Origin of the sequence: Micromonospora sp. DT231 (genome assembly GCF_049847025.1) — a bacterium.
Lineage (GTDB): Bacteria > Actinomycetota > Actinomycetes > Mycobacteriales > Micromonosporaceae > Micromonospora.
Genome location: NZ_JBNCNO010000009.1, coordinates 25,680 through 44,309 on the forward strand (window position 1 = coordinate 25,680; position 18,630 = coordinate 44,309).

General features: G+C 67.5%; 19 protein-coding genes. 5 read left to right on the plus strand and 14 right to left on the minus strand.

Going from position 1 to position 18,630, the window contains the following annotated elements; all coding sequences use genetic code 11:
* Window positions 1–24: 24 nt before the first annotated feature.
* The 9 genes from ACPXBU_RS22300 to ACPXBU_RS22340 all read right to left on the minus strand — a co-directional run bounded on the left by ACPXBU_RS22300 (window position 25) and on the right by ACPXBU_RS22340 (window position 5,113).
* Window positions 25–324 carry a hypothetical protein gene (locus ACPXBU_RS22300; RefSeq protein WP_425759518.1) on the minus strand — a complete coding sequence of 100 codons (300 nt, stop codon included), beginning with the start codon at window positions 322–324 and terminating at the stop codon, window positions 25–27.
* Complete coding sequence (locus ACPXBU_RS22305) at window positions 324–623, minus strand: hypothetical protein (RefSeq protein ID WP_425759519.1); 300 nt, start codon at window positions 621–623, stop codon at window positions 324–326. Before ACPXBU_RS22305 ends, ACPXBU_RS22300 begins: the two co-directional genes overlap by 1 nt.
* Complete coding sequence (locus ACPXBU_RS22310) at window positions 620–859, minus strand: hypothetical protein (RefSeq protein WP_425759520.1); 240 nt, start codon at window positions 857–859, stop codon at window positions 620–622. The genes ACPXBU_RS22305 and ACPXBU_RS22310 overlap by 4 nt, the downstream gene beginning before the upstream one ends.
* A 147-nt stretch (window positions 860–1,006) precedes the next feature.
* Window positions 1,007–3,187, minus strand: a complete 2,181-nt coding sequence (locus ACPXBU_RS22315) for a cell division protein FtsK (protein ID WP_425759521.1) — start codon at window positions 3,185–3,187, stop codon at window positions 1,007–1,009.
* A gap of 97 nt (window positions 3,188–3,284) precedes the next feature.
* Window positions 3,285–3,434 (minus strand): hypothetical protein, encoded by a 150-nt coding sequence (locus ACPXBU_RS22320; protein WP_425759522.1) that lies wholly within the window; start codon window positions 3,432–3,434, stop codon window positions 3,285–3,287.
* A gap of 35 nt (window positions 3,435–3,469) precedes the next feature.
* A complete protein-coding gene (locus ACPXBU_RS22325; protein ID WP_425759523.1) occupies window positions 3,470–3,604 on the minus strand; it encodes a hypothetical protein in 135 nt (44 codons plus the stop codon).
* A gap of 92 nt (window positions 3,605–3,696) precedes the next feature.
* A complete protein-coding gene (locus ACPXBU_RS22330) occupies window positions 3,697–4,497 on the minus strand; it encodes a DUF2637 domain-containing protein (protein ID WP_425759524.1) in 801 nt (266 codons plus the stop codon).
* Window positions 4,494–4,868 (minus strand): RRQRL motif-containing zinc-binding protein, encoded by a 375-nt coding sequence (locus ACPXBU_RS22335; RefSeq protein ID WP_425759525.1) that lies wholly within the window; start codon window positions 4,866–4,868, stop codon window positions 4,494–4,496. Before ACPXBU_RS22335 ends, ACPXBU_RS22330 begins: the two co-directional genes overlap by 4 nt.
* Window positions 4,868–5,113, minus strand: coding sequence for a DUF6284 family protein (locus ACPXBU_RS22340; protein WP_425759526.1), 246 nt, complete (start codon window positions 5,111–5,113; stop codon window positions 4,868–4,870). The genes ACPXBU_RS22335 and ACPXBU_RS22340 overlap by 1 nt, the downstream gene beginning before the upstream one ends.
* A gap of 397 nt (window positions 5,114–5,510) precedes the next feature.
* Between ACPXBU_RS22340 and ACPXBU_RS22345 the strand changes: the two genes are divergently transcribed.
* The 3 genes from ACPXBU_RS22345 to ACPXBU_RS22355 all read left to right on the plus strand — a co-directional run bounded on the left by ACPXBU_RS22345 (window position 5,511) and on the right by ACPXBU_RS22355 (window position 8,461).
* Window positions 5,511–5,924, plus strand: coding sequence for a hypothetical protein (locus ACPXBU_RS22345; protein ID WP_425759527.1), 414 nt, complete (start codon window positions 5,511–5,513; stop codon window positions 5,922–5,924).
* A gap of 73 nt (window positions 5,925–5,997) precedes the next feature.
* Window positions 5,998–7,485, plus strand: a complete 1,488-nt coding sequence (locus ACPXBU_RS22350; RefSeq protein ID WP_425759528.1) for a helix-turn-helix domain-containing protein — start codon at window positions 5,998–6,000, stop codon at window positions 7,483–7,485.
* Window position 7,486: 1 nt separating this feature from the next.
* Entirely contained in the window at window positions 7,487–8,461 is a 975-nt protein-coding gene (locus ACPXBU_RS22355) for an NAD-dependent epimerase/dehydratase family protein (RefSeq protein WP_425759529.1), read from the plus strand.
* A 66-nt stretch (window positions 8,462–8,527) separates the two neighbouring features.
* On the opposite strand, the gene ACPXBU_RS22360 is transcribed toward ACPXBU_RS22355, so the two are convergent.
* From ACPXBU_RS22360 to ACPXBU_RS22370, 3 genes are read right to left on the minus strand one after another with little or no spacing between them, the layout of a single operon-like run.
* Entirely contained in the window at window positions 8,528–10,627 is a 2,100-nt protein-coding gene (locus ACPXBU_RS22360) for an ADP-ribosylglycohydrolase family protein (RefSeq protein WP_425759530.1), read from the minus strand.
* Complete coding sequence (locus ACPXBU_RS22365) at window positions 10,624–11,298, minus strand: DarT ssDNA thymidine ADP-ribosyltransferase family protein (RefSeq protein WP_425759531.1); 675 nt, start codon at window positions 11,296–11,298, stop codon at window positions 10,624–10,626. Before ACPXBU_RS22365 ends, ACPXBU_RS22360 begins: the two co-directional genes overlap by 4 nt.
* Window positions 11,295–12,701, minus strand: coding sequence for a 3'-5' exonuclease (locus tag ACPXBU_RS22370; RefSeq protein ID WP_425759532.1), 1,407 nt, complete (start codon window positions 12,699–12,701; stop codon window positions 11,295–11,297). The genes ACPXBU_RS22365 and ACPXBU_RS22370 overlap by 4 nt, the downstream gene beginning before the upstream one ends.
* Before the next feature lie 829 nt (window positions 12,702–13,530).
* On the opposite strand from ACPXBU_RS22370, the gene ACPXBU_RS22375 reads away from it, so the two are divergent.
* Complete coding sequence (locus ACPXBU_RS22375; protein ID WP_425759533.1) at window positions 13,531–14,640, plus strand: NYN domain-containing protein; 1,110 nt, start codon at window positions 13,531–13,533, stop codon at window positions 14,638–14,640.
* Here the strand turns inward: ACPXBU_RS22375 and ACPXBU_RS22380 are convergent.
* Both ACPXBU_RS22380 and ACPXBU_RS22385 read right to left on the minus strand, forming a co-directional pair.
* Window positions 14,607–15,734, minus strand: a complete 1,128-nt coding sequence (locus tag ACPXBU_RS22380) for an ice-binding family protein (RefSeq protein ID WP_425759534.1) — start codon at window positions 15,732–15,734, stop codon at window positions 14,607–14,609. The genes ACPXBU_RS22375 and ACPXBU_RS22380 overlap by 34 nt on opposite strands.
* A gap of 134 nt (window positions 15,735–15,868) precedes the next feature.
* Window positions 15,869–16,804, minus strand: a complete 936-nt coding sequence (locus tag ACPXBU_RS22385) for a TetR/AcrR family transcriptional regulator C-terminal domain-containing protein (protein WP_425759535.1) — start codon at window positions 16,802–16,804, stop codon at window positions 15,869–15,871.
* Between the two features lie 181 nt (window positions 16,805–16,985).
* Here ACPXBU_RS22385 and ACPXBU_RS22390 point away from each other — a divergent pair, with 181 nt between their 5' ends.
* Window positions 16,986–18,590 carry a carboxylesterase/lipase family protein gene (locus tag ACPXBU_RS22390; protein WP_425759536.1) on the plus strand — a complete coding sequence of 535 codons (1,605 nt, stop codon included), beginning with the start codon at window positions 16,986–16,988 and terminating at the stop codon, window positions 18,588–18,590.
* The last annotated feature ends 40 nt before the right edge of the window (window positions 18,591–18,630 follow it).

Here is an 18,630-nt window from a genome sequence, read left to right on the forward strand (position 1 = left end):
CTCCCAAAGGTTCGCGGGGATGGGTCAGGCCGGGCGGCGTGCGGCGCGGGCGGCAGCGAGGTCGATCAGCGCACCGCCGGAGGCGTCCGGGGTGCCGGCGGGCCGCCGCCGGTCGGCGGTGACGCTCAGACGCAGATAGAGCCGGTAGCGGCCGGCGTCGGCACTGGTCAGCGGCCGGCGGGTGCCGTGCTGCGTGAGGTGCCCGGCGTCGACCAGCGCGGCAGTGACGGCGTCCAGCTCGGCGGGCGTGCCGGTGAGCCACACCTCCAATCCGGACAACCTGGCGTCACGCGGGGATGGACCGTCGCGGCGCGCGGCGGGCATCAGGCGGCCCTCCGAGGTCGGGGGCGGCCCGCGATGGCGGCGCGGGTCACCGCTTCCCGCAGGTCACCCAACAGCCCTACCAACTGCCGCCGCGCCGCCAGCTCGGTCGGTGCGAGCGCGACCCTGACGCGCACCTCGGCGTGCTCGCGGCCGGCGGCGGTACGCACCCGCACGAGCACGGCGCGGGAGCGCCCGGCAACGTCGACCACGATCTCGCCGGATCGGTGTTCGCCGAGGCCGCAGCGGTGGTCTTTGCCGCACCACTCGGTGTGCCCGTCGCGGGGGCGGCGGCGGGTCATGGGTGGCCGTCGCGGTACTCGGCGCGGATGAAGTCGATCAGGCGTCGGCCGGCGCGGACGCGGATGCCGGTGCCGTCGCAGCGGCGGCAGTCGCGGCGGGTGCCGATCGTGGTGCGGTGGTAGCGGGCACCGTGGCAGCGTCGGCAGCGTCCCCACGGGGATGCGGCACACACCGCCAGGTAGCACGCTGCGTAACCGATGGTGGCGAGGCTAGCGAGCAGCAGGATGGGGGTCATGGAATGCCTCCACAGGCCGAAATATGGGTGCGGAGAGCCGACGCCGCTAGGAACTAGGGCGCTGGCCAGGATTGGGATTGGTTGCTAGCGGGGCCGCTAGGTCTAGCGGAGGGTGGTGCTAGACCTAGCGGCCGACCGCTGTCCGCCTTAGGCGGCTTTGTCGCCCCGGCGCTTGTTACGCTCCGCAACCGCGTCGGTGATGTCGGCGCGGTCGATGCCGCGCCGGTTCGCGCCCTTGCCGGTGGCCGGGTCGGTGCCCCACACCTGCCCGGTCGTGACGCCGTAGGGCTTGAGCGCGGCGGTGAGCTGATCCCGCGTCAGGTCCCCGTACGCCTCGCCGTTGAGGTCGGCCAGGCGCTCCGTCAGCGTCTCGGCCCACACCTTCGGCTCAGTCGAGGGAAGCACGGTCAGGATGTCGTCGAGCAGGGTGTCTCGCCGCGCCGCCGGGGTGGCCGGGGTCTGCCCAATCGCATGCCCGGTCAGGGTGCCGGCCGCTTCCCGCAGGGCGCGCGCCCGCTCGATGACCCTCTCAGCGGCCGGTCCGTCGACGTAGAACGTGCGCACGATCTGCGCGTCGTCGGCCGCGCCGACGAGGTAGCCGACGCCCTTGTCCTTCTTAGCGAACATCGTCGCCCGGATGCCGTTCTTGTACGCCGACGTCCCGAGGATCATGTCGTTCTCGATCTGCCCCATGACCCGCAGGCAGAACCGGGTACCCGCGTTCGCGCTGACCCCGGTAGGCAGGCTCTTGGCGTCCGGCCGCTGCGTGGCCACGACCAGGATCACGCCCAGCGCCCGGCCGAGCTTGATGATTTTCTCGGCCAGCTCTCCGGCTTCCTTGCCAAACTCCGGGTGGCTGAACAGCTCTTGCACCTCGTCCAGGGCCACCACCAGCCAGTGAAGGCCCAACTTCTTGCGCCGGGCCAGCTCCGGGGTGACCTTGTTGTCCGGGCACACCGCCTTGGGCAGGCCCTTGATGATCGCGGCACGGCGCTGGCACTCCTTGCGCAGCTCCCGCAACGCGATCAAGCCCTCTTCGGCGGTGTCGTCGTCCTGCCCCGACGCGTACCGCGCCGACACCTTCTCCAAGGGGTCGAGTCCGCCGGTGCCCTTGAAGTCGAAGCACCACAGCTCCGCGTACGGGTCGAGCGCGGCGGCCAGCATCGGAACCTGCGTCGCAGCCGTCTTCCCGTAGCCAGGAATCGACCCGATCAACACGTTGGTGTAGGGCAGCTCGAACGAGATGACCCGGCCGCGCGGGTCAGTGCCGAACGGCACTGGCCGACCGAGGTCGAACCCACCGGACGCCTTGAGCAGCGGCCAGACGGCCGGCTTGGTCGCGGCCATGTCCTGATCGCCCACCCAGAGCAGCAGCCGCCCGGGGTGCACCTCCGGCTGCCCCTCCGGCCACACGCACCCGAGGGGGCGGGTGAGGCCGGCGGCGAGCCGGTCGCGGCGCTCGATCACGTCCCCGGCCGTCACACCGGGGGGCAGGTCGATGTCCGCCCGCCAACCGGGGCCGTCACGCACGATCGGAGCGGTAAAGCCAATCGCCCGATGGCCCTGCTTCGCGATGGCCTGACTGATACCGGAGATGCCCAGCACGGCCAGGGCACGCACCACCACATCGGAGGTAAGCCGGGCGACCCGGGGCACCACCACGGCGGTATCCAACAACGGCTTGTCGGCCGGCTGCCCGAGCAGCCCGCACACCGTGACCAGCATCGCCAGCACCGCCCACCGCGCCCACAACGGAGCGAGCGCCACCGCGACCCCACCGGCCAGCATGACCGCGAGGGAGAACGTGACCACGATGCCGCGCCACCGCACCCGCCGATCCCGCTGCTTGGACAGCTTCAAGTACAGCTCCCCATCCTTGGCCGGGGAGGTGGCCTGCCGGTGCGGCTCACCCTCCCAGTCGAACAGCCACCGGGTAGCCCCAGACGCCAACCGCCAAGCGCCACCGGGGGCGCGGAACGCCAGCTTGCCGGCGTACTTCGGCAGCCGCGTCGCGTGGTAGCCGGTGGTGTGCAGCAGGTGCCCGACCGCCCAGCGCATCACATCGCGCAGCTCGGCGCGCGAACGCATCCACGCTGGCAGGATCGGACGCCGCTGGCCGGCGCGAACGCCGTCGAGGGTGAACCGCGGGGAGCGCTGCGCGTCTGGCGAGTCGACCAGCAGCGGCCCGCTGTCGTCGTCGGGGTCGGGGGTGCGGGCGGCGCGGGCCGCGTCGAGGTCGAGCACCTCGGCGTCCGGCGCGGCCGGGTCGGTCAGGTCACGCTCGGCGGCGCGCCAGTCGAAACGGTCGTCTCCGTTGGGGGAGGTCATGATGGGGGTTCCTCCATCTGATCCGTGAGGGTCGAGGGTTGAGGGCCGGCGGCGCGGCCGGGTTGTCGAGGCCTTGAGGCCGCGCCGCCGGGCGGGGTCAGGGTCGCGGCGGGCGGGTCGCGATGGCGGTCACCGCGAACGCGACCGTGCCGACCGCGTGCAGCGCACGGCTCGTGGTGTCGTCGGCGGTGAACATCAGCACGAGGTTGGCCAGAGCCAGGACGTTGAACAGGTGCCAGATACGCATCGGGCGGACAGTCCTTCCGGTGGGGAGGCGCGGGGTTAGCGGTTGGTGGTGGGCGGGCAGTCGTCGCAGGTCGTGGGTGGGTTGGCGTTGCCCCACAACGTGGCGTAGTGCTTGCCGCAGGGCAGTAGGACGGTTCGGGAGTGCGCGGCGGCCGCGCGGCGGGGGATCATGGATGTTCTCTCCCTGATGTCTGCAAGACGGACGGGGTGAGACCGGCGGCACGGCACAGGTTGCGAGCCAGGGGCCGTGCCGCCGGGCGGGGCTACTTGCGGTGGTTGGCCGCGATCCGGCCGCCCAGCTCCACCAGACAGATGGAGGCGACGACCACGAGGCCGTCGACGGACAGCGGGAGCAGATACTGCGCGCCGTTGGTTTCGCCGTAGCGGGCGGCGACGGCGGCCATGTGCCAGTAGGAGACCCACGCGGCGATGCCGGCGATGAGGGCGGTTGCGGCCCACCGGCCGACAGCGAGGCGGCGGGAGTGCACCGGGACTCGGGAGATGAGTTCGATGGTCAGCAGCAGCGCCAGCGGGGACCACGCGGAGATGACCTGACTGATGAGTTCGTCTCGGGCGTGCAGCACGTTGCCGGCGATGGAGGCGGCCACGCCGAGGGCGAGCACGAGGCGGACCGCCCACCGGATGCGCTTGAGCGACTTGAGCTGCGCGGCGTCGGCCGGGGCCGGCGCGGGCGCGATCTTCGGACCCGGGTGTCCGTCCGCCCGGACCTGCGGCGACTTCTCGGCGGCCGGGCGGCGGCGGAACAACCCTCGGCGCCGCTCGGTCGGCGCGGCCGGGACGGTGGGCTCAGGTGCGGTCGGCAGCGGGGCCGGGTCCGGGCCGATCGGCTCGGGGTAGTCCATCGCGACCAGCGCGGGGACGGCGGCCGGCTCGGTGCGGGTGAGCAACTTCTCGCGCAGCTCGGTTGCCTTGGGAGCGCCGATCTTGAATTCCTTCTGAAGCCGGTTGCGTGAGGGAACCTCGCCGAGCTGGTCGGTCAGGGCCAACGCGCCGGGGTACAGGTCGTCGATGCTGCGGGGGTGGATGCTTGCGGGGGCAGTCATGCTGCGTCCTCCTGGGGGAAGGCGCACGCGAGGCATTCGCCCAGCGAGCGCGGGATGAAGTACGGCCGCACCTGGCGGCAGGTGCGGCAGGTGCGGCGGGCCGTGAGCGCTTTGCCGATCGCGGTGCGCTGCGCGGGGGTCGCGGTGCGCTTCGGCGCGGCCAGGTCGACCCGGTAGAGGTATGCGGTGCGGGTGCCGCCGACGCCGCGCCAGAGCACCTGAGCGGCGATGGGCTGGCCGCCGGGGCGCAGGCCGGCGGCGGTCAGTTGACGGCGGGTGACGTAGCCGGGCGGGGCACCGCGCCACCAGTAGGTGGGGATGCCGTACCGCAGCCCGTCCGGGTCGAAGTAGGCGGCGCGGATGCGCGACATCAGGCCGCGCGGCGCGGGTCGGTGCGGGTAGCGGTGTCGGTGGCGGCGCGGGTGACGCGGGCCTCGGCCCGGCGCAGCCGCCGCCAGTCCAGCGGGGACGGTCCGCCGTGGTCCTCGGCGTAGATGAGCGTGATCTCGGCGTCCAGGACGTCCAGTTCGGCTGCGATCAGCGGCCATTCCGCGTCGATCGCGGCGAGGTTGGCGGCGGTCGGCTCGGCGGTGACGGGGGCAAGGTGCGTGCGCACGGGGGAACCTCCGGTGGAGTCGATGAAGTGAGGGAAGCCCGGGGTGCGACCAGATCGGCCGCACGCCGGGGCGAACAGGAACGAGGGGCAGAAGCAACCGCGCGCCAGATCCGGCCCGCTCGCCCCGCTCGCCCGGGATCTACCGGGGTCGGCCACCGTGTGGCTCAAGGCGGGGATGCCGCAGACGGATCTACGCGGCGCTTCTGCTGTTCAGTTCTCAATGAACGGCTGCGCGGCGGCTCGTGGGCGCGCAGCTCCGTGAGGGGCTGCCTTCCCCGGTTGCCTGCCGGCTGTGGTAGCTAATTTCAGCGCTAAAATTAGCGCTGATGTTGTGCGATGTCAACGAGGTGGGAGGACTAGGATCAGCGGATCAAGTAGTCAGACAGGGAGGCGTCGGGTGGAGGATTGGCAGGCTGTGGCCAGCGCAATCAACGGCCGGATGGCTGATTTGCCGCTGTCGCAGCAGGAGTTGGCCGAGCGGTCCAAGGTGTCGGTTGCCACCTTGCGTGAGCTGCAAAAGGCGACCGCGACCCGCAAGCGGTCGGCGCGCACGCTCGCCGCGATCTCTCAAGCTCTCGGTTGGCCGGACGACTACCTTCGCGCTGTGCTGACCGGGGCCACGCCGCCGAACGGCGGCGGGGGAGTAGGGCGGGAGGACAGTTCGTCGTTGGTGCTCGCGCGGCTGGATCAGCTCCACGCCGAGGTGCGGCGGCTCGCGGATGCCGTGGAACAAATCGCGGTCGATGTCGGTCATGGCGATAAGGACACCAGTTCTGGACGCGCATCCGAACGCCGTTCATCAGCCGGGTAACCGCCGTCCATTAGGCATCGACTAGGCGCGGTTGCGCATCGGCGGGTGCCTACGCCAGCAAAGGAGGGCCATCGTGCCTGCTCGCGCCAGCGATGCCAGCCCGAATCTCGCGCTCTACAACCTCCGCGATGCGGCGGGCGAGACTCAGCAGGACGTGGCGGATGGGTTGAACCGCCTCGGGGTGGTGCGCGGAAAGCGGCTGGCCGTGACCGCCAATCAGGTAAGTAGGTGGGAGCGGGGGATCACGTTTCCGTCGGCCCTCTACCGGCAGCTCCTTGCCGAGCACTTCGGCGTATCTGTGCAGGATCTTGGACTCACCAGGCAGCGGGTCACGCCGCAGCAGCGTGACACTCCCGAGAACGATTCCGGAGGTTTCGCGATCTACCAGGATCCTGTGCCCCTCCCGCAGGCCGAGGACAGCCAGAAAGAGTGGCGGGCGGTCCGGCGGAAGCTGAACGTTCACCGTGTGCAGCTGGCGCGCGAGGCGGCGCGCCTCTATGACGTGGAGCAGCGTGTAGGTGACAGCGGCTTGATTGCGGCGCCGCAATGGTTGCCGTCGACTCCGATCGAGTTGGCGCGGTTTGGGATTGGACTCGCTCCGGAGGGAGCCGTGCCCCTCGTCACCGGGACCGAAGACGCCGCGGCCGGCGTACGGCCGTTGGCGTCGGACGGGCGGCGGCACCAGCGCTACAGCCTTGCCCTGCGGGATGTTGAACAGCCTCGGCTCTTTGAGAACCGGCTCGCTTGGCACCTCGCGGGAGTCGATTGGAGCCAGCCTGAGAGTGCGCTCACGTTCACTACCGGCACGTACTTCGGCGGCGTTGATGTCTCGGAAGCGCTCGCGCACGAGATGGCTATGTACCACGTTGCTGGCGATGGGAGCGGCATCCTGCCGGCGTCGTGGCGACACCTGGGCTTCCGGCGGCTCGTGGGCGACCCTTTCACGCCCAGCCGTCGACCGACAGCGCCGTCAACTGACACGCTCACCCTGCGGGTAGACGACGACGGGGCGTCCTTCGTGCTGCACAACCGCGCTGCCGGCAACGTGGCCGTGGCCGGGGGGATGCTGCACATCATGCCGGCGGGAGTGTTTCAGCCGTCGAGCGTCCTGCCGGCCGCTCAGGTGGCCGACTTCGACCTGTGGCGCAACATGATGCGGGAGTACAGCGAGGAATTCCTCGGCAGTGCCGAGCATGGTGGCGACGGTGAGCCGGCGGACTACAGCGCGGAGCCGCTGGCAGCCTTCGACCGGGCGTATACGTCCGGTGGCGTGCGGGTTTTCTGCCTCGGAGTCGCGCTCGACGCACTCACCCTGTGGGGTGAGATTCTGACCGTCGCCGTGTACGACGGCCCCACCTACGATCACCTGTTCGCCGATATGGTCGACTCCAATGATGAGGGGACCGTGGTCAAGACCGGGCGGGTGCGGCCAACCTCGGCGTTGCCGTTCACCCGGCACACCATCGACGAACTGACCGCCAGCGGGCGGCTGGCTCCGGCCGCGGCCGGGTGCCTTGAACTCGCGTGGGAACACCGCCGCACGATCCTGGGGAGAAGCTGACGTGCAGGTACTGGTAACCGGCGGCCTGGGATTCCTCGGCCGCGCCGTAGCGCGCGACCTGCTCGCCTCCGGGTACCGGGTCACGGTTATGAGCCGGAGCCGCGGTGATCGCACCCCACCCCGGGGTGTCGAGCTGGTAACGGGAGACATCCGGGATCGCGCGCGCGTCTCCGAGATCGTTCAGGAGGGTGGGTACGACGGAGTCGTACACCTTGCGGCGTTGACCAGCGGGCGGGACTCGTTCGCTGACCCGTTGGGATACTTCGACGTCAACGCGACCGGCACCCTGAACCTACTCATGGCCCTCGACGGAGCGCAGGCGACCACCGCACCGGCCTCGCTGGTATTCGCCTCCACCAACATTGTCTACGGGTCGCAGCACCACGGCGCACTGTCCGAAGACCTCACCCCGCACCCCGAGAGCCCGTACGCGGCCTCTAAGGTCGCGGCTGAGCACATGGTCGCGGCGTATGCGGCGACCGGAGCAATCGGGGCGGTCATCCTCCGGCCCTTCAACATTGCTGGAGCCGTCGACGGCGTTACCGACACCGACCGCGCGCGGATCATTCCGAACGTCTTCCGCGCGATCACCGGAGAACTCGACCACGTAACCCTCAACGGCGACGGGGCGGCAGTGCGGGATTTTGTGCACGTGGCCGACGTTGCTGTAGCAGTTCGGCTCGCTCTGGCCCTCTGCGCGCCAGGGGTCAGCGAGACCATCAATCTTGGCTCAGGCATCGGAACGAGCATGGCCACCGTGGTAGCCACCGCCGAACAGGTCACCGGCCACCCGGTACCCGTCCACCGTCAACCGCCGAAGCCTGAACCGCCGGAGCTGATCGCCGACGTCAGGCGCGCCCACACCGTTCTCGGCTGGACTCCAGATTCCAATTTGAGCGAGGTCCTTGCCGATGCCTGGGAGGCATGGCCGCGTCGCTCGATTCTGCCGCTTGCCGCGCGGCGAAGCCTGCACTGATCAACCGGCTGCGGATATCATCATGATCGATGCTATTACCTCTGGACGGCGAGGCAGGGCCATCCTTTAGAAGAGCGACGGCGCGTCATCGCCAGGCTCACTTCTCCGCTGTCGCGTAAGGGTCGTAAGCTGGTCAAACACCTGCTTGGAGCGCCGCTCGTACGACACCGGTAGAGGTCCTTGGCTATGAAGGCTGCGGCTACGATCGCGGTAGAGGCTCCGCAAATCGCGCAGGAGGATAGACGGAAGGATTTCAGAATGACGGGCTTCGTCCAGCAGTCGTTCAACTGGCCAATCAGCCATAATCTTCCGCTCTGTTGGCCTCGTCGAATTGGTCAGCACCAGCTCTCGAAGAGCTGCCTCTACCTTGCCCCATAGCGCCATTGCTACCTGCAGGCGATCCTCGCTCCATGAGCCGGCATCTGCCCGATTCCTAGCCTGCAACCGCGATTGACGCAGCTGCTCGCGGAGCGCGGCAGTGAAGCTCGCCATCTGAGCCAGACTGCCCGTCTCGCAGATGCGTCGGACCGAATAACCGATAGCAGCATCGTCAAAATCACGGTCCGCGATCCATTGCAGGATGCCATCTAAATCAAGCTCGCGTCCCCGTGCCCCACCGAAACCGAAGCCTGCATGACCTGTCGATCGCGAGTCGAAATACAACTCGCGACCTTCACGAACGTGCGAGACGTCCATACGCGTTGAGGTGATATTTGCACTCACTTGGACTGCGTCGGGACGCGGCTTTAGCGACGGTTGTGCCAACTCGTCGGGCGGTTCGGCGTTGGCGGCTCGCCCCGGCGATGGGATTTGAGACTCCTTCAACACCGGCAGCTCCATTCGATGCTTAACGAGAAGTGTCTGACCAAAAGAGGTCGTTCCCCATGACCACGCGGAACTCTGCTTGTTGCCGACCTGCTCCAATGGCCTGACGAAACGCCCGAGGCCTGCTATCGCCGGTTGACCATCTACCAATCCGACCGCGTCAGACTGACTTTTGGGCGGCGACCAGCGCAATAGGTCTGGGTACGAAAAGCTGGAGCGCTCATGTACACCCATTGATAACGCTGCCAATCGCTCGGCTTCGGCAGTGATGTAAGCCTGATCCAGGACTTCACTCGGCGGCGCTTCATCGAGCGTGGCACCGAGTAACGCACCTGCCATCGTTGCAACGGTGTCAGTATCAGTGTCAACCGCGAGTGCACTGAGCTTCAAGAGTTCCGCAGCGTCATTGTTCCCCACCGCCGCGAGCGCCAAAGCGAGAACACTAGTGACAGTGCCGCTACCCCGAGTGTCGCGCGCGTAACCACCCAGTTGGCGAGCCAAGGTACGGTAACTATCGTGGGTCGGAGAATGATTTGCTGACTCCTCCACGAAACGAGAAGCAGTCTCTAATAGAAGCTCAATTTCATGAACTGTCGACTGCCACGCTCCGTGCCACTCTTGGCCTGTGGCTTCAGCCCATCCCTTCAACCAGAAGTCCTCGATTTCCACGCGCTCGTGGATAGCGCTAACTGCACCACTGGTCAACTTGAGCAGGCTGCCCCATTCAGACGGAATCGGAACCTGACCCGTCTCAAGTGCGATAGCCAGGGCGCTCGAATGAAAGACAGCACCAACCAATGCGCGCGGATGGCCGTGCGTTATCACAGCATCGGCGAGGAGGTCGCCAGTGAAATCGAGGCTCAAAGGATTGCGGGAGGCCCAGACGTGGGGCTGAATTCGCATGGCAACACCGTTGCCACCTGCCCGGTGCCATCCGTCGAAGAAGTTGGCGAACCAAGGGACACTCGCTGAAGCAATGTTTAAGGCGGCGGCTTTGCTCGCGCGGCCTCCACCTAACGCATATGTCGGCCAGACTGGCAATTCAACCTTCGCGAAAGCCTCTGCATCAAAGCCGGTGTGCCTGATGCAACGCCCGACCGATAGCCGGAGTTGCGTATCATCACTATAGGTGCCAGCGGGCAACTCGACTTCGACTCCGAACCTGCCACCGATGCGGCGGACCCAGTGGAAGGGACGATCCAATTCACGTCCCGCGAGTCGACGTGAGACCAGCGCCTCGCCAGCGAGTTCCGTAATGAAGCCAAGTGCATCGGCCCATGCTGCCCAAAGCGCCGAGTTGACGCGTCGCTGGCGGCGTAACGGTTCGTTCGGTAGGCTCACGTCTCGAATACCTCCGGCCTACATTCAATCTTAATGCGGTCCAAATTTGCTGCGTCCGGGATGCCGGCGATCATGCCATGTATCTCATCTACGTGTTCGCCATCCCGGACGTAGAGTGTCCTAAGGGAATCAAGCCCAAGAGGCCTTGGGTACAGCACCTCTGCTTGCCGATCCGTTGGCCAGTTCGGCTGATGAGTCGACGGCGACCGCTTGGTGATTTTGCTGTATTTGCCGGCTACCTGGTCATCGAAGAGAGCCGACAACCCGGCGATACCTGTCGCCCGCCTCGCTGCGGGATAAATGTTATTGGTCGTTACGAAGAGAACGTCCGGGTCTTGGAGGATGCTGGGGGCGAAGCTTAGCGCTACCCACCACACTCCATCGGCGCTGTGCCACCGTTCGGATGTCTCGAACATCCAGTCATTTATCCGCGAAATGCTCATGCTGATGTACCCGATATAGTGCGGATCTTTACGCGTCTCACAGTTTGGGCGGTAAACGTGTTCGATGTAGCGTTCTTCGGGAAGGTCTCTGCGACTAAAAACACGGCCAGTGCCGACAATGCCGAGTAAGCCGAGATTGGTGGTGAAATGTAGGACCTCAGTGATGCCTTGCTCGCGGACAAACCGCTCAATGCCTGCGGCGGTCGGAGAGTAGCCGGGTGGACTCACAGCGTCACCTCGTTGTACGCGGCCGGGTCGAGGAGCTGCACCAGCGCCGGGCGATCATCGGACTTGTATCCAATTGTCACGGTCTTGCGGGCGCGGCCCACCCCCATGGCGACTAGTCTACGCAGCGCACTACCTGCATCGTCGCCTTCATCGGAACCCTGCGGCACAACCTGACCGTTAAGGCCGAGCATGAAGACGTGGTCGAACTCAAGGCCTTTTGCTGAGTGGATGGTGCACAAGGCGACTGACTCCGAACCCGAGGGCCACATTTCCGCACGCGTGAGTTCGCACCACTGTATGCCTTCTTCGCGCAGCCTTCTCCGCAGGAAGCTAAACCATTGGCCGCCTTTGGGATGAAGGAATGCTATTGATTCATTGGGCATGCTAACGGTCGCCTTGATGGTCTGGAGAGCATAGTCCACTTGTTGACTGAAAGTGCCGACGAGCATCGTGGGGATATCCCCTTCGCGCTGGCAGGCTTCGAAGTCCGGCAGCATGCCATCGTCTTCGAGGGGTAGACCCTCGACCAACTTTCTGGCAAGAGCGGCGATTTCCTTGGTATTGCGATAGTTTCGCTTGAGCGGGAAGGTTGCGCCCGAAGGAATCCGGACCCCAACCTCCGTCCAGGCGAAGAATCGAGGGTAAATGCGCTGAGTCGCGTCGATAACAAAAGTCGTGCTGTGGTCTTCGGCGAGATGCCGAACAATGGCACGCATTTGATTTGCGGTGAAATCCTGCGCCTCGTCTACGATCACGACGTCTGATTGGAAATGAGGGTTGATTACTTCAGCCGCGTCCAGTGCCAAGTCATGCCAATCGCGGACCCCGTCCGACACCTTCCACTCAAGGTAAGGGGTGATTACCTCATCTAGAATTTTCTTGCGCAACTCGGTGTCCACGCGAGGGCTTTGTCCTCGGCCCTGCCGCTTCACAGCCAGGTAGCGGTCAATATCGCTCGGATGGAGCCTGCCCAAGGCATAGTCGACTTCGTTTACTAGGAAATCTGGGTCGAGGGGGATGCCTTGGCCTAGTTGTTTAATTTTCCGAGCCAATCTGGCATTGTCCGCTACGGGCGAGTAACCGACAAGGTCGGTCGCCCACTTGCCGAACGTGTTGACACGCAGAAAGAGCCCGGGACTGTCAGGCACCTGCTGGCGAGCCAACTCGGCGACGTAGCCCTCCAGCGTCCGGTTATAGGTGAGGACCAAGACTCGAACGGGTTCGATCAATTCCAGCCGCTCCCGGCGGCTGATCCGCGCCTTGCAGAGTTGGCGGAGCCTCAGTAGGGCCGCTGTAGTCTTCCCGCTTCCTGCAGCACCACGGATTAGAGTGAAGCCTGGCTTGTGGTGGGCGAGGATAGGTAGCTGATCCGGAGTGGGGTTGACGGGTTGCAGCAGACGCATCTCAGCTCCACGAGTGGGGGGACACCGTTGGTGGAGCGTATACCGGGCGAACACGCTGCGTAGGACACGCGACTCCGCGTGTCCGGCTTACGTCAGAGCGACTCCATCTCACTAGGACTCCCTCCCTCGTGTCAGCTCCCCCAGGAGATGACGAGTGAAGCTAAGAGGCAACGGCAGGACTCTATGCTGCTCGCCCGACAATCTTGAAGACCTGAACGTCCGATGCGCAGCCCTGATCCCTACCGAGATGCTGCCCGTGGCGTCCGCTACGAGGTCGAGCCGGCTGGCCTGGCGAGCGCGGGGTGGCTGCGGGGACGTCTTTGCTCTTGGGCGTTGCCTGCTCGGCGGGCGAGGGGCGGTCTCAGTTGCGGTCTCGTTCGCGTGGATACGTGGATGTTCGTTGAAGGCTGCCCGATGTCCCTGCCCATGCTCGCGACCTTCGGCGGGTACGGATGAACAGTTGGTCACAGACCTCGAAAGCGTGTGAGGGTTAACGCCCTCCGAGGGTTCAAATCCCTCCGCCACCGCTCTGTAGTGCAGAAACGCCCGGTTGATCCGCGAGGGTCAGCCGGGCGTTTTTTCGTGGGTCGCCCAGTCGACGACCCGTACCGCGCCCGTGCCTGGATCGCGCCGACGGCCACGCGGAGATCAACTCCGGCCCGCCGCGTACCGGCTCCCTTGCTGAGGGGACGTGACTGGCTCGCCTGAGGGATTCGGCCGCGTCGACGTGTGGTGATGCTGGACGTGTCAGCGACCGATGGTTGGGAAGGAGCGGCATGTTCAGATCTGGACGGCGTGTGACGGTGGGGCGCCGAGAACGGTCGCGACCGTGACCTGGCGTTTGTGGGCGCACTGGCCGACGTGGTCCGGTTACCTGGCCGCGGCCTTCTCGCTCGTGTACGGGGTGTTGGGGCTGTACTGGTGGGCCGGCGGGGACGGGTTCCCGTTCGCGCCGATCGACCCGGAGCGCGCGTCGGGGTCTTTCCTGGAAGGCAGTCGCGTCGAGGTCGTCGCCCCGGTCATCGCCGTACTCGGGCTGGCCGGCGCGGTCATCGCGCTGGTGATGACGCGACGTGCCCGGCCCGGTCGCCTGTCCGTGGGGCTGGCTGTCTTCGGATGGGTCATGGCGGGCGGGCTGATCCTGATCATTCCCGACTACACCCTGATCATTCTGGTGGCGTTCGCGCCGCTGTTGCTTGTCTTCGCCTTCACCGGCGTGCCCGGCGACCAGGGCGGTGTCGGCGACATCCTCTACTGGCACCGGACGAACCTGATCATCATCTTTGTCGGTGGCCTGCTCTGGGCCGCCGCCACCCTCGCCTACCGTCGGCGGGTCCGGGGCGCCTGCGTGCACTGTGGACGCCGTCACGGGGCGGGCGACGGGCCGTCCCGGCAGACTCTGCTGCGGTGGGGAAGGTGGGCCGTCGTGGTCGCCTGCCTCGCCCCGCTGCCCTACGAGATCACCAGGATCGCCTGGGCTCTCGGTGTCCCACTCGGCGTGACCTCGGGCTTCCTGCGGATGATGCAGGAAACGCCGGCGATGCTCGCGGTCGGGCTCGGCTGCGCGGTGGCGTCGGCGGTGGGTGGCGTACTCACCCATGGCCTGGTGGGACGGTGGGGGGAGGTGTATCCCCGCTGGATCTGGTTCCGGGCCGGCAGACGCGTCCCACCCGCCCTCGCCGTCATTCCCGCGTCGATCGTCGCGGTAACGATCATCCCGGCTGGACTGATGTTCCTCTGGACGCCCGAGGTCCGGGGCACCTGGGCCGTGCACATCCCGAGCATTTTCTGGATCGCCTGGGGGGTCGGGCTCGGTGCCGCCACCATCGCCTACCACCTGCGCCGACGCGGAGCCTGTCGCCGCTGCGGCCTGGGGATTGAGCACGCCTCGTCTGCGGTGCCCGTTCAGGCGACCGAGAAGGTGACGGTGCCGGAGTAGGCGCCCGCGACGGCGGTCGGCGGGATCTGGACCGAGACGACGGGATCCCAGGTCGCTGAGTTGTTGCCGATGCCGTTGGTCAGGGTGAACGCCGTCCGTTCGACATTGATGATCTCCGCGTCACCGGCGGTGGGTTGGCCCGAGGTGAAGGTGCCGATACCGCTGGTCGAGGTGGCCGAACCCGACCAGCAGGAGACGTTGGCGTTGGAGATCGTGTGCACCGGGATGCCGCTGGTGACGAAGTCCGTCGCGACGACTGTCGCGGTCCAGGTCGGCGCGGACAGCAGGCGGTCGTCCGTCACCGTGACCGGACCCAGGTTTCCGGACACGACTCCGCCCAGGCTGGCGCTGCCCAGGTCGGCTGTCGTCGGTGCGCTGATCGACAGATCCCCGGGTACCGCGCAGGTCGAGCGGGTGATCGTGGCGGTGTCCATGGTGACCGCGCCGTTCATCGCCAGGGTTCGGCCGTCGACCTCTAGCGCCGCGCCCACGGTGATCGAGGTGAACGCCAGCAGGTTGCCGCGAAGTGTGGAGTTGGCACCCAGCGTGGCAGAGCTACCGACCTGCCAGAAGACGTTGCACGCCTGGGCGCCGTTGGCCAGGTTCACCATGCTCGACGCGCCCGTGATCAGCGTGGTGGTGGTCTTGAAGATGAAGACCGCGTTCGGGTCACCCTCCGCGTCGAGGGTCAGGTCACCGGTGATGTTGAAGGTGCCGGCGACGGATTCGTACACGCCTGTGGTCTTGGTGGTCCCGCCGAGCTGATCCGAGACGACCTCGGTGGTGGTTCGTCCGACGGCGTCGTTGTAGGCGATGGCCAGATCGCTCTGACCCGCCACGGCGGCGGCGTCGTTGGAGTGCAGGGACCCGTTCAGCTGCCCGGGAGGAAAACCGGTCACGGCGGTACCCGGGCTCACGCCGATGTCACCGTTGACCTCGCTGAGCCCGGTGCTGGTGATCGTGGTGCCGGCGAGGACCGCGAAATTGGCGGCGGCGCCCAGCGGCACCGGCAGCTCGGCAGCGCTCGCGCTGCGGGGGACGGCCAGCACGGCCAGGGCGGCGATCGCGCCGACCAGGGTCAGGGCAGTAGCCATCCTGGACATCCCGGTGATCTTTCGGGACGTGCCCGTGCTGCCGGAGATCGCCATGTTTCCTCAGGACACTCGACGGTGAAAAGCCTCTTCGCGCCCCATGTTGGCATGAAACTCCACAAAGTGGACAAGATCCGTCAATGTTCGAGAAGTTCGGCCACCCCGGCGAGCAGGCGTTGCAGGCCGAACTCGAAGAGACTGTCGACGTTGAGATCGATCTCCGACCGGGACAGCCGCGCCAGGTGCGGAAACTCGCCGGCGGTGAGCAGTCCGGCGAAAACCTCGGCCTGCGTCACCATCCACTCGTCGTCGGTCAGGCCGGTGTCCTGCTCCGCCTCGGCCCCCTGTTGCAGGTTCACCGCCGTGCCGCGTACGTGATTGGCCAGGGCGGCCACCAGATGCAGCTGGGTGTGCTGGTCCACGCCGTGCCCGGCGAGGGCGCGCAGAGCCCACTCGGTGTGCGCGACGGCGTGCGGCGCCATCAGCGGACGGGTCACCGAGATCACCTGGGCCAGCCAGGGATGCCGGCGGTAGATCGACCACTGGAGTCGGCAGAGCAACTCCAACTGGGCACGCCACCCGACCGGAAGCGTGCGGGGCAGCCGGTGGGCGGCGAACGCGGCGTCCGCCATCAGCAGCAGAAGTTGCTCCTTGCCCCGCACCTGCCGGTACAGCGACATGGTCGGCACATCCAACTCGGTGGCGATGCGCCGCATGCTCAACCCGGCCAACCCCTCGGCGTCGGCGATCTCGGTGGCGGTGTGTACCACCTGGTCGCGGGTCACCCCTCTGCGCGGACGCTGACCTGCGTCGACCCGTGCGGCCCGACCGACCGGCGTCGAATCGGGACCGGTCACCACCATGCCGACGCCGGGCACCGCCCGGACCAGTTCCTCCTGCCGGAGCAGGGTGAGCGCCCGACTGGCGGTCGCCATGGCGACCCCCCACTCCCGGACGATCTGGCGGGTCGACGGCACCCGGTCGCCGGGGCTCAACTCGCCCGCGGTGATGCGCCGCCGCAACTCCCCGACGATGCGCAGATAGGGCGGAGTGGACTCGTCGAACTCGGTCACGGTGCGCCTCCCGACGGTCGCCAGTGACCGTAGCGCACTAGAGCACCGACGGCCGCCCCGTCGATGCTCGCCGGTCGTACGGCTCGGCGTACTAGAGCTCTCTGGGCGAACGATTGACGGATCGGCATGCTCACCGCAACACGGCTCGTACGCCGTACCGGCTTCGACCAGGAGGACAGTCATGACCAGGATCCCGTACCCCAGGTGGGCCGTCGTGATGGGCGCCGTCGCGCTCCTCGCGCCGGCGCTGACTGTCGGCCCGGCCGCGGCGACCGACCGCCGCAGCGCGGCCGTCGTCCGAACCGACCAGGGCGCGGTACGCGGCACCGTCTCGGCCGACCACCTGTCGTTCCAGGGCATCCCGTACGCCCGTCCGCCGCTGGGCCCGCTGCGGTGGGCCCCACCGCAGCCGAGTCTGGTCTGGACCGGCGTCCGCGACGCGACGAGGCCGGGCGCCGCCTGCGCCCAACTGCAGGGGCTGCCGATGGACAGTGCCTCGGCGGCCGAGGACTGCCTCCACCTGAACGTCACGACCCCACGTACCGCCGCGCGGAAACCCCGACCGGTCATGGTGTGGCTGCACGGCGGGGACTTCCGGTTCGGCAGGGGCGACGTGTACGACGGGCAGCGACTGGCCGCCGACGGTGACGTCGTCGTGGTCACGGTGAACTACCGGCTCGGCGCGCTCGGGTTCCTGGCGCATCCGGCCCTTGCCGGTCCCGGTGGGATCACCGGCAACTTCGGCCTGCAGGATCAGCAGGCCGCGCTGCGGTGGGTGCGGCACAACGCGGCGGCCTTCGGCGGCGACCCGGGCAATGTCACCCTGTTCGGCCAGTCCGCCGGGGCGACAAGCGTCTGCGCGCACCTCGCCGCACCCGGCTCCGCCGGCCTGTTCCACCGCGCGATCCTGCAGAGCAACTCGTGCGCCAACCCGGTCCAGACCCGGGTCGAGGCCGCCCGGGCGGCCGAGGAGTTCGCCCGGAACATCGGCTGCACCGACCCAGGTACGGTCGCCGCCTGCCTGCGCGGACGTGACCCCGCCCGGTTGGCCGAAACGGCCGGCTACCCGGGTGCCGGTGTCGACCTCGGCCCGGTCGTCGACGGCCGCACGTTGCCGGTGGACCCGGCCGCAGCCCTGGCCGCCGGGAGGCTGCATCCGGTGCCGGTGCTGACCGGCACGAACCGCGACGAGTCCCGCCTCGTGGTGTGGGGCATGGAGCACAGCGGCCTGAACTGCCCGGAGCCGCAGCCGGGGGACGAGTCCGAGTCGTGCCCGCTCACCGACGACCAGTACCGGGACCAGGTACGCGGCATGTTCGGTGACCGGGCGGAGGACGTGCTGGCCCGCTATCCCCGCAATGACAAGCAGGTCGCCAGCGAGACGCTGGGCGCCGTGTTGACCGACCACGACTACGCCGAGCCGATCTACTCCGCCGCGTTGGCGTTCGCTCGACGGGTGCCGACGTACCTGTACGAGTTCGCCGACGACGACGCGCCGTTCTTCACCAAGGGGCCGGAGCCGACCTTCCCCACCGGGGCGTACCACTGCGCCGAACTGCCGTACCTGTTCAGTGTCGACTACGCCGAGGCGTTCACGCCCGCCCAGCAGCGGCTCTCCGACGAGATGGTCCGGGTCTGGAGCGACTTCGCCCGGACGGGTCGGGCCGGTTGGCCCCGACTGCACGGTGCCGCCCCGTACGCGCGGGTGTTCGCGAACGGCACGGCATCGGGCACGACGACCTTCGCCGCAGACCACTCGTACGACTTCTGGCGGTCGTTGCGCTGATGTCGTCGCCTGACCAGGTGTGACGGACGGGCCGGTCCCC